Origin of the sequence: Neochlamydia sp. AcF84, assembly GCF_011087585.1 — a bacterium.
Lineage (GTDB): Bacteria > Chlamydiota > Chlamydiia > Chlamydiales > Parachlamydiaceae > Neochlamydia.
In genome coordinates this window covers 1-14,416 of the sequence record NZ_VJOT01000026.1, presented here as the reverse complement: position 1 = coordinate 14,416, position 14,416 = coordinate 1, and the positions used below count along the sequence as shown (strand labels likewise).

The following is a 14,416-nucleotide window of genomic DNA, read 5'->3' as shown; positions in this document are numbered from 1 at the left end:
AGGAAGATCAGATTTAGAAAGGGAGAATGTAAATTTCCATCGGGCAGCTAGACTAAAAAAATGAAAATCCAAATACCTTTGCTAGCCAAGATAAAAGACTCACTAAAAATTAAGAATTTTAGACTAGAGAGTCGCCTTCAAGATAGGGTTTTATAGCAATCAAAAGAAGCAAACAAGCTTTTTAACTAGAATAAAGGTGCTTGGGCACCCTATTTACGTAGCTGCAAACCGTCTAAAAATGAACTTTTAATCGTTGCTAATCATAAAAATCTACAAAAAACCATGAGCACTTACAAAATTAGATGGGAAACAGAAACTTTATTTACGTCTTTAGCAACGTTAGATTTTTGCTTAGAAGACACCCCTTTAACTCATCCTCTGGCAGAATTAAGAAACTTATCTTTGCCTTAACCCTTATCTTCTGAATGAAGCAGGATTAAAACTGAATAGCAGATGCCTAGGCAAAATTAGAAGATTTTAATCATTTAAAAGGACTACTTACAGTCTCTTTACAGTCTCTATTTAAGCCTCCTAAGCAGGTATTCAATTTCCCTTGTGTGAAATAAATACTTAAGGATGCTAAGCATGCGAAAAAGACGCCCGGGGCAACTTTAAAGAATAAAAATCCCGACTGCTAGAAAGTGAAAGCACATTTAAGTCTAGAAACTTTTTGTCTTTTATGTTAAAAGTTTACTATTTTTAATAGGATGTATTGATGAAAAATTTATTCTTACTTTTAAGCTTTTTCTTATCTATAGTCACCTTCCCTTGTTTACAAGGAGATTGCCGAGGCAAGATCGATGTAGCCCCCACTTTCGTCCATTTAGATATTGTAAACTTTGGAAAAACTGTTAAAACCATGGACCTGCCCGCTATAAAAATAGACGCTAATGCTCTTGTCTATAAAGGGTTATGTATTAGACCTGGCTTTATGTACGGATCTAATCGCGGCACCTTGTTAACCACAGGTTGCGGCTTAGGCTTTACCATTCCTACTAAAAGGTGGTGTTTTACTCCTGCGGTTGGTGCTAATTACACTCAGCTTAAGACTAAAATTCCCTTAAAAATCTCGGATTTTAAATTAATAGCTAAAGAAAAATTCCGCTCTTGGTCACCTTATATCTCTATCGAAGTTTTTTATAGAATTGCAAAAGGCTGCCGAGCAGGCCTAATGGTGCAATATGCCTGGAGTCGCAGCCATACGACCATTAAAAGCATTGGCACAGATAAAAGTAAGAGCAATGCGAAAGGTCCTAGCTATGCACTACTGATTGAAAAAGACCTGCATGAACAATGGTCTCTTAATCTAGGTTTTGCTTACAACATTAGCTTAACTCGTGAGAAACATGGCCTTAGGGGCTATGGCATGAAAGCGGGCTTAGCCTACTGGTTTTAGAAGATAGGTCTAATAGATTTGCTTACGTCGAAAAGTCAGGCGAAAATAATTAGCTCACCCGGCTTATAAAGAAACATGCTTAGGTAAAGCTTTATTCTGATGGTAATAGGATATGCCTGCCGACTGAATGATTGCTCCTCCTAAGCATTTATTACCTTCATAGAATACAATTGACTGCCGAGGGGTGACGGCACGTTGAGGAACATCAAAAACAACCTTTAACTGCTTGTCTGTTTCTGTCATAATGGTACAGGCTTGATCTGTCTGTCGATAGCGCACCTTAGCTCTGCAAGCCAAGGGCAAAGTTGGCCTTCCATGAGGAGAGACCCAGCTGGCTTCGCAAGCGATTAATTCATCACAAAAAAGGGCCGGGTGATGAGCTCCACGCTCAATATAAACTACATTTCGCTCTAGATCCTTACCGACAACAAACCAGGGTTCTCCTTGTCCTCCAATTCCCATTCCCCTACGTTGGCCTATGGTATAATAGGCCACCCCATCATGTGTACCTATGACTTGCCCTTCAAGGGTTTCGAAGTTTCCAGGTCTGTAAGCGATATATTGACTTAAAAATTGTTTAAAATTGCGCTCACCAATAAAGCAAATACCCGTACTATCTTTTTTAGCAGAAGTAGCTAAACAATGCTCCCGCGCAATTTTTCGAACCTCTGGCTTGTGAAGGTTGCCCACAGGAAAAAGAATTTTAGAAAGCACATGAGATTTGATGGTATATAAGAAGTAGCTTTGATCTTTACCAGGATCTATCCCTTTTGCCAGAATGCTTTCCTCATCATGGGTAAAAGATTGGCAATAATGTCCGGTAGCTAGATAATCAGCACCTAATGTCAATGCCTTTTCAAACATGGTTTTAAACTTGATCTCGCGATTACATAAGATATCTGGGTTGGGTGTATGCCCCTGCCTAAACTCCTCTAAAAATTGATTGAAAACATTTTCTTTGTATTCTTTGACAAAATTAACCGCATAATAAGGGATGCCTATTTGCTCACAAACACGTACAACATCCTCATATTCATAAGAAGCTTTACAAGTTCCATGCTCATCGGTTTCTTCCCAATTTTTCATAAACATTCCAATTACATGATACCCTTGCTGCTTTAATAGCAAAGCCGCTACAGACGAGTCCACGCCACCAGACATTCCTACAACAACAGTTTTTTGCTTATTTGGTATCATCACAACCTTATCTTATTAATTTCTATGCTTTGTCGAGAATAGAGGCTAAAGTATTTTTTTTTCAGAACGAGCAACTAGCACGGCGCAGCAAGAGGTCCCAAAAACATTAACTACTGCTCTACACATATCTAAGAGGCGCTCTACTGCTAATACTAAGCCAATAGCATCTACAGGCAATCCTATAGTATGTAAGACCAAGATAGCTCCTACAAGGCAAGCTGAGGGTATTCCTGCCATGCCTATAGAAGAGAAAATAATTAAAAGAAAAATAGTCGCAATCGAGCCGAGGCTCCAAGCCAAGCTATAAACCTGGGCAATAAAGAAAACGGTCACACAAATAAATAAGGCTGAAGCTGTAAGATTTAATGAGGTGCCTAACGGCACGGTAAAGCTGCAAATCCTATACGGCACATGGGCACGCTTTTCTAAGCATTCTAAGGTTAAAGGCAAGGTAGCTGCAGAAGAACTAGTAGAAAAAGCCGTTAACAAAGCAGGAGCCATGGCGCGCACATGAGCAAGGGGGCTAACTTTAGCTACAAATTTTAATAATAGCGGCAAAACAATCCCCGCATAAATAAATAAAGCAATAAAAAATGTTAAAGTGAACCAGGCTACCGAGCGAAAAGCCTCTATTCCTGTAGTAGCTACTACTTTAGCTACAAGACCAAAAACACCGATCGGCAAAGCACGCATGACCAAATGAGTAATTTTCATCATCACCTGAAAGATAGCATTCCAAAAGCCTAATATAATTTGACTGGGGTAGGGCTCTATACTAGAGGCAAAATATCCAAATAATAGACTAAAAAAGATGAGTCCTAACATCTGCCCTTGAGAGGCAGCAGCTAAAATATTAGAAGGTACAAGCTTCAAAAGGAGCTGTTCAATTTTTTGAAAACTTCCACCTTGCCCTTGAGCATGAAGTTCTACTAATTTGCTTGCTTGAGGATGGCTACTCTTTAACTCTTCTAATGGCTGACCTATGCCTGGCTTGATGAGCATAACGCAAGTCAATCCTACCACTACAGCTAGCACCATAGTCAAAATGAAATAACTAAAAGTTTTATAGCCTAAAGTCCCTAATGCCCCTTCACTTCCCATACGAGCAGCCCCTACAATGATTGAGGAGGATACTAAAGGTACGACTACTAAGGTGAGAGCATTCAGAAATAATTGACCTATTAAGTTGTACAGCTGGACAAAAGGCACTCCCCCCAGCGCTTTATCTGCTCCTGACCAAAGGCCAGCCCCTACAGCTAAAAAAATGGAGGCAAAAACTTTAATCAAAACTTTATTTTTCATATAACTGCCCCAGTAAAATAAGAAAATTATAAAGAAAAATTTCTTTTTTCAAAATGAAATAATATAAAGACCGACTGAATTCAAAACTTTAAAGTAAACCATACTTGGCCAAAAATAAAAGTTTTATACCCATGCACAAAGATATCCATTCTCCGCAAGCAAATTAGAAGATTGCGTAATAATCCTTAAGAAAAATATGAAGATAGGCTCAAACTTATAATAAAGGAGAAGAAAAAGGCTTTTCTCTACTTCTTAAGAATAGAGTGGCTAGCTTAATTTAGAAAAAAAAGCTTTTTATTACCCCATCTTTTTCCTTTTAAGCCATCTTGCTTGCCTTTATGCTTTCTAGTTTAGAGAAATAATCATCCTCTTCTATAACCTTATAATAAGGCTTTTGCAAAAAAAGTAAGTTAAACTCCTTAAGTTAGGTGTTTTTTAAGTTCTATCAAAGAGCTTAAATAGTTAAATCAAGAAATTTAGTTTCTTGATAAATTGCTACATAGCTGTAAGGATTGTAAGCTTACTCTTGCTATAGATAGTTAAAAAGTTTTAACCATCAAGCTAGGCATGTAAGTAGAGAAAAGAAGAACTTGGATTGAATAATTTACGAAGATAACTGCTAAACCTTTTTCAGAAATTTTCTTAATTTTTCGTCCTCTCTTATCAAGAGGAGAATAACATCAAAAAAAAGTAAGGTTGATTAATTGTGGAAGGGGCTCTTATAATTTACTCATATGTTTACCCATATTTTTTTCTTAATTTTAGCTTTCCTACTAATGAATAGTTTACCAGAAACTTCAGCGCCAGCAATTAAATCTGTCTGGGATGCTTTTGGCATATCCCTGCTTCTTTATGTAGGCCTATGCGGTACCTTCTTTTTCCAATATCCTCTTTTAAAGAAGTTGTTTAGAAGAAAACCGAGCTTTATTCTCTTCATTATAAACATAGAATTGTTAGCCTACCTTAGCGTTTATCAATATATCTTAGATGCTGGCCGCCTGTTTCATATGATTCCCTTTATGCAAAACATGCATTTTCTTAACGTTCTGTGGGAACTTGGCCTATATTTAGGAGGGCTAGGGCTTTTTCATGCTCTTTCATTTGTGAAGTTTTATTCTTACAATATCTCCGAAACACGCTTTTATTACGCTCAACGGCAGCTAAAGCTATTGGTTCCCTTTTTCCTTCCCTTCGTTATCATTACCTTAGCTTTAGATATTTTTAGCACGCTACTAGGCCCGCAGGTTTCTACAAAAACTCTTGAATGGATGTCTGCCTCTTTCAGTGTCCTCATAGCTATCTTGCTATTCATTTTCCTTCCCTATTTCCTTCAAAAAATTTGGAAATGCAACCCCTTACCAGCAGGAGCGCTAAATGATCGCTTAGCAATAGTTTGCCAAAAAGCGGGATTTAAACACGCAGGCATGAGAACATGGACGGTAATGCACGATCAACTGACCGCGGGCATTATGGGAATCATATCTCCTTTCCGCTATGTTATGTTCACAGAGCGACTTTTAAAAGAACTTTCAACAGAAAGCATTGAAGCCATCCTAGCCCATGAAATCGGCCATAATACTCATCGCCATTTATTGTTTTATCCCTTTATTTTAAGTGGTCTCCTTCCACTTACCGGTATATTTTTTTATTTTTTCTCCGCCCCATTGTCCTACTTTCTAGGGCAAGAAAAGGCTTGGCCTCTTTCTGCCGCAGGAAATTTTTTCAACCTGCTCAAGTTTTTTTCTTTTTATGCTCTTATTATCTTAGGCTATTTTCGCGGTGTGTTTGGCTTCTTCTCTCGGCTTTTTGAAAGACAAGCAGACTTACATGTCTTTAAAGTCGGTTTACCTTTAGAGTCTATGATTAATGCTTTAGAAGCTGTAGCCTATGCTAATGGAGGATATGCCACTCCCAACTGGCATCATTACAGTATTAAAGAAAGGGTAGAGTTTTTGAAGTCTTGCCTACTAAGCCCGCTGTTAATCGAGCAGCATCATCGTAAAGTAAAAAAAGCTCTTTTAATCTATGTTGCCCTTTTCCTCACGGCTTTAACCTTCCTGCTTTATCTCACGATTAACTTATAGGACCGCTCATTAAGCCGTGATTTATACGCTTTGGGAACTTTTATTGAGAGAAAAACATGCGCGATGGTATAGATCTTTCTTAAGTTTCATTCAACGTTTATCAAGAGGTCAATTGATGCAAAACTCTTTCCCTTCCCTGCATATTTTGCAGGACTATTATAAAAAGCAGGAAAAAATTGCTTTGGAAGAATATTTTGCTTTTTTACGTTTTCAAAGTATTAGCTCAGAGATAGGCTATACCTCCCAGATGGAAGCCTGTGCCCAATGGGTGATGAGCTATCTTAAAAATATAGGTTTTGAGGCTGAAATTTGGCCTACTAAAGGGCATCCTGTCATATTTGCCTCTTACATGAAGGCCGGCCCTTCCCAGCCTACCTTATTAATTTACAATCATTATGATGTTCAACCTATTGATCCTCTAGAGGCATGGCACACATCCCCTTTTGAGCCTACTATTCGCCACGGAGAAGTCTATGCGCGTGGAGCTCAAGATAATAAAGGCCAATGTTTTTACACACTTTTTGCCATCAAAGCTCTTATGAATATTGATGGAAAATTGCCAATTAATGTTAAATTTTGCATCGAAGGAGAAGAAGAATGTGGCAGCTTGGGGCTTTCAGGACTATTGGCATATAAAAAGAAAGAACTTCAAGCAGACTATCTTGCCATTGTGGACTTAGGACTTCGCCATGCCACCGCTCCTGCAGTTACCTTAGGAGTTAGAGGAATTGTGACCATGGATGTGGAAGTTAAAGGTACTAAGACCGATTTACATTCAGGTTCATATGGAGGAATAGCTTATAATCCCCTGCATGCGCTTGTAGATATTTTAGCGCAGCTAAGAGACCCCACAGGTCGTATAAGAATTCCTGACTTTTACAAAGATGTGCAGGAGCTTAGCCCAGAGGAAAAAGAAAGAATTACTTTTGATTTTGACGAACAAGACTATTTCTTTACTTTTGGAGCTAAGCCTACCGGAGGAGAAAAAAACTATACGCCCTTAGAAAGAAGCTGGCTTAGACCGACAATAGAAATTAACGGAATCTCAGGAGGATATGCAGGAGAAGGCTTTAAAACTGTCATTCCTTCTCAAGCTACAGCTAAGCTATCGTGTCGGTTAGTTCCGCACCAATCTCCCGAGGAAACTGCTAAAAAAATTGCTAATTTTATTGAACAAAAAGCTCCGGAAGGCGTGGAAGTGAAAGTTCATATCCATGCAGGCGGAGGCAAGGCAGTAAGAATAGAGCCTTCATCTAAATGTGTACAAGCTTTCGCTAAAGCTTATGAGGAGGTGTATAAGACTTCATGTGCTTTTACATACTCGGGAGGATCCATACCGATCATCCAGCAGCTTTCTGAAGCCAGCCAAAGTGAGGTTGTTCTCATGGGATTGGGCTTGCCTGATGATCAAATTCATGCTCCTAACGAGCATTTTGGAATCGATCGATTAGAAAAAGGTTATTTAATTATTGCACGAACTCTTGAATTTTTAGCCAATTAGGAAGGTAATTATGCATCTAATTAAACATGGTTTATTGACCCTGGTATGTTTTTCCTTAATTTTTAGCCAGGGGTCTGTTTTAAGTTCTAAAGAAATCAGTTCAAATGTTCTTTTACAAGATTTTACGCAAATTGCTGACCAAGCAATTCCTGCTGTCGTTTCTATTCAAGTTAAAACAAAAAGTTTTTTTCCCCCCAGCAGCAATTTCTTTAATGATGAGTTTTTTCAACCTTTTCAGCCTTTTTTTGGCGCTCCTCTTTATCCTGAGCCCTTACCTGAACTAGAAATTAATCAAGGCTCCGGCTTTATTGTCTCCCCTGATGGCTATATTATTACCAATAGCCATGTTATCAATAAAGCTACTGAAATAGAGGTCATTCTTAATGATAAAAGAAGCTTTACTGCTACTATTATTGGACAAGATCCAAGCACCGATGTGGCAGTATTAAAAATTGATGCTCAAGATTTACCCTACCTTAAGCTAGCTAACTCGGATGAGATTAAAGTAGGCCAATGGGCTGTGGCTATTGGTGCCCCTTTAGGCTTAGAGGCTAGTTTAACTGTGGGCGTGGTAAGCGCTAAAGGTCGGAATAACCTCGATATTGCTCAAATTGAAGATTTTATTCAAATAGATGCTGCCGTTAATCGTGGCAATTCTGGAGGTCCTCTTTTGAATCTAAAAAGTGAGGTGATTGGCATGAATACAGCTATTATCTCAAGAAATGGTAGTGGCCATATGGGTATTGGCTTTGCAATCCCTAGCAACATCATTAAAAATGATTTCGAACAAATTTTAGAAAGTGGAACCATCTCCAATGGCTTTATAGGGGTGGCTTTGCAAATAGTCGACAAAGATCTTGCCAAAGCGTTAGGCTTAGAAAAACCTCAAGGAGCTCTTGTAGCAGAGGTAAGTAAAGATTCACCGGCAGAAAAAGCTGGTATTAAACAAGGTGATGTCATTCTCCAATATAATGATCGTTCATTTAACACTATTGGAGAGCTAAGGAATGCGATTGGCTTAATGAAGCCAGGCAGCAAATTAACCCTTACCCTTCAGCGTAAAGATATACCACCTTTTACCCTCACTCTAGAAGTTGGCAGGATGCCTAGGTTAGGAGAAAAAACTTCTAGCTTAACGCAAAAAGAAAACAAATTAGGTATTGAAGTGCAAGAACTTACACCTGAGCTTTCCCGCTCTTTAGGATATGGGGAGCAAAAAGGTGTGGTGATCTCAAAGATTTTACCTAATAGCGCTGCGGCATGGACAGGCCTAAAAAAAGGAACCTTAATCTTAAGCCTTGATCAACAGCCTGTTAGCAGTCTGGATCAGTTCAACAAGCTCTTGGATACCCACGATAGCAATAAACCAGTCCTTCTGCTGGTTAAGCAAGGAAATACAACTCGTTTTATTTCTTTATGGGTAAAATAAGGGAGATATTTAAGTGCGAAGCTAATGATAGCTTCGCACTTCTTCTAAAAGGCTTAATTTTTCTTTACATCGTATTTTTGAAGTTCTTGTAGTTCTTCTTCTTCTCCATCTAGCTCGGCTTCGCTAGAGTCTAAGGGAATAGCAAATACATCTGTTGTATCAGGATTGCTATGTAAATTGAAAGGAACTTTTTCCTCTGTAACAGCTGATTGATCGACTGCAGGTGCTGCTGTAGCTAACATAGGCATCATCGTATACAATAAGATAGAAACTAATTTTAATTTCATGGGTTCTTCTCCACAGGGTTTAATTTAGAAACAGCACTCTTATAGCAAATTCTTTTAATTTCGGTAAAGAAAAGCTCCATTTCCTAAAAAAATAGAAGTTAAAAAACAAAAAGGTAGAGAAAACTTCCTAGCTATCAAATAAATAACCTCCGCAGCTAGCTAAATAGCCTGTCTAAAGTAAAAACAGATGGATCATCTTAAGAAAAGATAGAAGTCGGCAAACAATTGTAGATAAGCAGCTAAGAAACCATACATCTTAAGCCAAAGAGGGAGCTATTTCTTAGGAAAACAGGAAAGCTAAATTTAACTATTCTTAGATACTGCTACTTTGCAAGCGTTATCTTTTTCTTTTTCCCTTGCTTCCTTTTCCTCTTTAGCTTTTTTCTCGATAAGGCCATTAGCTACTCCCCTCGACCAATAAAGAGTTTTGTCATCTATCTTTTTGATAAGAAAGCCTATTCCTACAATAGCTAAAGGAGTAGCTACAAATAAAGCAATTCCTAAAGGAGAAGCTAAGGTGAGGGCAGCTACAATTGAACCTACCACAGAAAGAAGCGTTAAAGATAAAGTTCCAATCACGATGGCCAGGGCAATAATTTTTTTTTGCTTAAAGTCACTAGGATATTTTTCTTTGCATATTTGTATAGCTCTACTTTTGGAATTCTCTTTTTCCTCTATTTTAAGGGAAAGAGGTATATTTGGGGTCGCTCCTACAGAAGGGGGAATCATGGCTCATCCAAGCTTTATTGTTAATAAATAAATAATTATAATTAACGCCTATAAACAACACAAGTAATAAAAGATAAAAAAACTCATCTTTTTACAATTATTGTTATAAAAAAAATTCAGTTTAATTCATTAAGGCAATTTTTTAATAAATTTTGGAAAGCGCTACTGGGGCGGATAGAATCAAATTCACTTTTAGAAAGGATGGGAGTCTTATAAGGCATCCCCTGCCTAAAAGCCGATTCTAACCATCCTACGGCAGGTTTAGACAAACCTAGCTGAGCATAGCTGAGGGCATTGGTAAGAGCAGTCTGGTAGCTAGGGGCCTCACTAAATATTCGATTACCTAATTGAATAGCCTCTTTCCAATCTTGATTATGATAAGCTAAATCTTGCAATAACTGCCAAATAGGCAGATGAAATTTATTTTTAAGAGGATAAAGAATTTCATAGGCTGCTTTATAGTCTCCTTTTTCATTTAATAAAAGGGCCTCATGGTAGGTAGCCTGCCTATATAAAACACCTGATTGTGTCCTGTTGCGAACAGTTTTAAATTTCTCGAAAGCTCCTTGCTTCCTTCCTTCTTGGAGGTCTTCTTCTGCAGCTTTTAATAAATCTTTAATCTCATCGTTTTGATCTTGCGCTTGCATCGATAACGTGCTTTGCCAGGAACGATAGCTTTCAAAAGCTAAAATTAAAAACAAAGATCCTGCTAAAGTGGCTTGCACTGCAAAAAAGAATAAACCTACACCTGCAGCAATAAGAATGCTTATAAAAGAGGCAATTTTGATTCCTCGCAGGCCTAATAAGCCTTCTAAAATTATACTTAAAAGCCGTCCTCCATCTAGAGGTTGCACAGGTAGCAGATTAACTATTGTCCAAAAGGTATTGACATAGAAACAGATTTCCAAAGCAAAGATTCCTAGATGGGAAGAATGTTCACTCCATCTATTTAAAAATAGATAAGAGCCTCCTGCTAAAGCAAAGCCAGCAAGCGGACCTGCAAGGACAATGATAAATTCTTGCCATAGCTTAAGCTTAGGGCCTGTTCGATAAGTTGCTCCTCCTAAGCCAGTAAGCTCTATAGTAGAACGTTGGCCAAAAGCAAGCGCGGATAAAGCATGCCCATATTCATGCACAATAATGGAAAACGTAATAACGATGACCCATAGCACAGTTTTAATTAAAACTGCATGGATAGATGTTATTTCTGAAAAACTGTTTAACCAGCCGATAATCAAAGTTAAAATCCAAAAAAAAGGATAAATACGTAGAGGAATTTTTCCAGGAATAGTAACCATTATTTCTTTTATGCCTTTTGCTTCTTTTTAAGACAGCTTGTTGAATTATATTTTTTGAGCTTTCCATCTGTTTTATCTTATCAGCAGCCCTTCCTTTTGTGCCACTAGAATTGTAGTCGCCTATTTCTCCTAAGAGAAGACCCAATGGGCCAAAAGTTAGGGCTACAAATTTATTTTCCTAAATTTTCATTTGTTTAGGCAGTCTCTTCCTTGCTTCCCTGCCCCATTTTCGCTTACTATGAGTAGCCTCCTTCTTCCTAACTTTTTTCTCAATAAACTATAACTTTATAAAAGAAAGAGAAAATGTCTTAAATCCTTGCTTTAGCAGCGATGCTTAAGCTGAGCAAAGAAGGTATAAAATTTTTTAAATATTGCGTCAACCAACTGCAAAACTTTACTCCCTAATATGGAACTCTTCCTACTTCTCTTGCTTTAATCCTTAAACTTGCCCTTTAATCATTTCATCTATTTTAAGATCATATCGCCCGTTATTCCCCTTGCTTAATTAAAGGCCATTACAAGAAGGGCTAAGCTAGCCAATATTTTTTTAAGATTGAAAGGCATGAAGATTCATCATCACTCCCCTCCACCTCACAGCACTTAACCTATTTTTTCTTTTTAATCTTCAAGCCTGATGTGGTATACTTTTTTTCTACTTAACCTAAATTTACAAAAAACTTTTATGATTTTAGATTTTTTAAAAGGCAGCTATACTAAATTAAAAAAAGCCTTATCCAAGACAAGTGCTGTATTAGGACATAAGCTTAAAGCTCTTTTTAGCAAACCCCTCAATGAGGAAACTTTAGAGCAAATAGAACGTACTTTATATGAAGCGGATTTAGGGGTTAAAATGTCCGCAACTTTAACCGAGAAAATTCGCCAGTTACACATCAGCCATCCACTTTTAAAACCGGAAGATTTAGTCAAAGAAATTCAACAAGACATTGTCCAAAGCCTTAAGAGCCCTTCCCTTTCTGTCTCAACTATGGATTCCTCTACCCCTCATGTTATTCTAATTGTAGGAGTTAATGGAAATGGTAAAACCACTTCAGCTGCTAAGCTCGCCAAGTTCTACCATAGCCAAGGTAAGAAAGTCTTACTCGCCGCAGCTGATACCTTTCGCGCTGCTGCAGTCGAACAGTTGGAGCGCTGGGCACAGCTCTTAAATATTCACATTGTTAAAGGAGCTGCCAAAAGTGACCCCGCCTCAGTTGCTTTTGATGCGGTAACAGCAGCCAAAGCAAGAGGAGCAGATATATTAATCATTGATACTGCTGGAAGGCTACATACCAAAGCTAATCTTATGCAAGAGCTTGAAAAGATCAAAAGATCCTGCCATAAAGTGCAAAATAGCACCCCTCAGGAAATTCTTTTGGTTCTTGATGCGACGACAGGACAAAATGCAATCGATCAGGCTACTATTTTTCATAAGCATACCCCTATTACTGGTTTGATTCTTACTAAAGTTGATGGAACAGCAAGAGGGGGAATTGCTATTAGCATTCAACAACAGCTTGGTATTCCTATTAAATATATAGGCTTTGGTGAGGGAGTAGAAGATTTTGAGCCTTTTAATGCTGAAAGCTTTGTAAAAGCGCTGTTTGATGAATAAAAAGTTTATAAACTCAGATCTATATATTAAAGTTATTCAATTGAAAAATCACCTCTACCTAAGCAAAATTTAAACTTATCAAATCTTAAAGAAAATTAATTTTTTCTTTTCTTTAGCTTTTCATAATTTCCGAAAAGCAGGCTTCTTATATTCTATATATTTGAAAGCAAGCATAATAAAATATTTTTACATTCTTCTCCATTACCTTCTTGTTCAAAACTCACAAAATCGTTAAAAGAAATTATAAGTTAAAGGAGGGATTAATTATGAAAAAAAGCTTAATTCGCGTCACAATTTTGAGCGCCACGCTTGCTATTTCATCTCTTAGATTGTTTGCACACGGTGGGAGTGACCATGGAGGCGTTAAGGAAGAAGGACATCATTCTTACGAGGGCTTTCATGGAAAACAAGATCATGGTTGGGAACATCATCATGAAGACCATCGTTGGCATCATGAGCATGGACATAGCAATGTATATGTGGTAGATCCCTGGTATAATCCAGGCTTCGTCTATAGCGATACTTCTGTTACCTATCCCTATTATTATAATGGTTATCCCTATTATTACTATCATCCTAATTACTACTGGGATAATGGAATTAATGTTAATTTAAATATAGGTGGGTAATTTTTTATATCACTTGGCTTAGCTATTATAAATCCTTGCTAGGCAAATTTAAAATGATTAGGAAAGGATGCCTGCTCATTTATAGAGGGAAAAAATGCTGGAAAGAGCGGTTAGTAAATCCAATCCCTTTTCATCCCTTTGTTGGGCTACACCCGTTAAAATATGAATAAAATTAAAAAGATATTTAACATTCTTTAAGCCAAAAGAGTTGATTAAAAAAGAAAATTAAAAAACTACACGCTTAAATTTTAGCTTCAATTTAGCTTTAAGAAAATAGTAAAGAGAAACACTTAATTTTAAATAAAGGATAAAGCTAGCTAGATTTTCTTCAATTAGGGAACCTAGCTAATTCTTGGGTTTTGGAAATACTTTTAAATAAATACGAATAGAAGAGCATGGCACCAACCAAAAATCTAACACCATTTTAAGCCTTTGAAATTCAGTTGAAACACTTGGTTAGCCAGGGATTTGGAGAAAAACATGCGATAAATTGAAAAGTTTTTCCTTTTATTTTAAAGTTTTTCTATTGAGTAAAAGGTTTCTTTTAACCCACATTCCGCAGGTTAAAACAATGGTTGGATAATTTTTTTATTATTTTGAGAAATTGACTTAAGTTTTTTAAGAAAAAACTAATCTTGTTCCTCTCAAAGCAAAGAAAGAGAGGATATAAGCGATGGAAGAGTATAGTAGCAAAGATCTTGACCACTTAGGGATTGTTTCTGCCATGTGCGACGAGATCAATTTAGTGAGCATGATAGATCAGCTCATTCCCCCCGATCCCCGAGCTATTATAACAATAGGGGAATGTATCAAATTAATGGTCATCAATGGGTTAGGTTTTACTTCACGTCCGTTATATTTAGAAGCACAATTTTACGCAAGTAAACCTGTGGAACGATTATTAGGAAGAGCGTGTAGATCTGAAAATATATCGGATGATCGTTTAGGTAGA

12 protein-coding genes are annotated in these 14,416 nt (G+C 37.4%); 7 read left to right on the top strand and 5 right to left on the bottom strand.

The annotated features are described in order from the left end of the window. Window positions 1–715 precede the first annotated feature (715 nt). Entirely contained in the window at window positions 716–1,396 is a 681-nt protein-coding gene (locus tag NEOC84_RS02305) for a hypothetical protein (protein ID WP_166154913.1), read from the top strand. Window positions 1,397–1,459: 63 nt separating this feature from the next. On the opposite strand, the gene mnmA is transcribed toward NEOC84_RS02305, so the two are convergent. Both mnmA and NEOC84_RS02295 read right to left on the bottom strand, forming a co-directional pair. Continuing rightward, window positions 1,460–2,593: a tRNA 2-thiouridine(34) synthase MnmA gene (mnmA, locus tag NEOC84_RS02300; protein ID WP_166154911.1), complete on the bottom strand. Its 1,134-nt coding sequence runs from the start codon at window positions 2,591–2,593 to the stop codon at window positions 1,460–1,462. 45 nt (window positions 2,594–2,638) lie between these two features. Beyond that, entirely contained in the window at window positions 2,639–3,895 is a 1,257-nt protein-coding gene (locus NEOC84_RS02295) for a dicarboxylate/amino acid:cation symporter (protein ID WP_166154909.1), read from the bottom strand. A 776-nt stretch (window positions 3,896–4,671) separates the two neighbouring features. On the opposite strand from NEOC84_RS02295, the gene NEOC84_RS02290 reads away from it, so the two are divergent. Genes NEOC84_RS02290 through NEOC84_RS02280 form a run of 3 tightly spaced genes read left to right on the top strand, consistent with a single transcriptional unit; the run spans window position 4,672 to window position 8,909 of the window. Then, entirely contained in the window at window positions 4,672–5,979 is a 1,308-nt protein-coding gene (locus NEOC84_RS02290; protein WP_166154907.1) for a M48 family metallopeptidase, read from the top strand. A gap of 16 nt (window positions 5,980–5,995) precedes the next feature. Next, a complete protein-coding gene (locus tag NEOC84_RS02285; protein ID WP_347566628.1) occupies window positions 5,996–7,480 on the top strand; it encodes a dipeptidase in 1,485 nt (494 codons plus the stop codon). Window positions 7,481–7,490: 10 nt separating this feature from the next. Further along, window positions 7,491–8,909: a Do family serine endopeptidase gene (locus NEOC84_RS02280; protein ID WP_166154905.1), complete on the top strand. Its 1,419-nt coding sequence runs from the start codon at window positions 7,491–7,493 to the stop codon at window positions 8,907–8,909. Between the two features lie 53 nt (window positions 8,910–8,962). On the opposite strand, the gene NEOC84_RS02275 is transcribed toward NEOC84_RS02280, so the two are convergent. From NEOC84_RS02275 to NEOC84_RS02265, 3 genes are all read right to left on the bottom strand, one after another. Beyond that, window positions 8,963–9,196, bottom strand: coding sequence for a hypothetical protein (locus NEOC84_RS02275; protein ID WP_166154903.1), 234 nt, complete (start codon window positions 9,194–9,196; stop codon window positions 8,963–8,965). Window positions 9,197–9,499: 303 nt separating this feature from the next. Further along, window positions 9,500–9,925: a hypothetical protein gene (locus NEOC84_RS02270; RefSeq protein WP_166154901.1), complete on the bottom strand. Its 426-nt coding sequence runs from the start codon at window positions 9,923–9,925 to the stop codon at window positions 9,500–9,502. A 116-nt stretch (window positions 9,926–10,041) separates the two neighbouring features. Next, the gene (locus NEOC84_RS02265) at window positions 10,042–11,223 is read right to left on the bottom strand and encodes a site-2 protease family protein (RefSeq protein ID WP_166154899.1); all 1,182 of its coding nucleotides are present in this window, start codon (window positions 11,221–11,223) and stop codon (window positions 10,042–10,044) included. A 682-nt stretch (window positions 11,224–11,905) separates the two neighbouring features. On the opposite strand from NEOC84_RS02265, the gene ftsY reads away from it, so the two are divergent. From ftsY to NEOC84_RS02250, 3 genes are all read left to right on the top strand, one after another. After that, on the top strand, window positions 11,906–12,835 hold the full coding sequence (gene ftsY / locus NEOC84_RS02260; RefSeq protein WP_166154897.1) for a signal recognition particle-docking protein FtsY: 930 nt from the start codon (window positions 11,906–11,908) through the stop codon (window positions 12,833–12,835). Between the two features lie 266 nt (window positions 12,836–13,101). Next, window positions 13,102–13,464: a hypothetical protein gene (locus NEOC84_RS02255; protein ID WP_166154895.1), complete on the top strand. Its 363-nt coding sequence runs from the start codon at window positions 13,102–13,104 to the stop codon at window positions 13,462–13,464. Window positions 13,465–14,137: 673 nt separating this feature from the next. Further along, window positions 14,138–14,416, top strand: a 279-nt coding sequence (locus NEOC84_RS02250) for a DUF4277 domain-containing protein (protein ID WP_166154893.1), incomplete at its 3' end; no start/stop codon positions are given.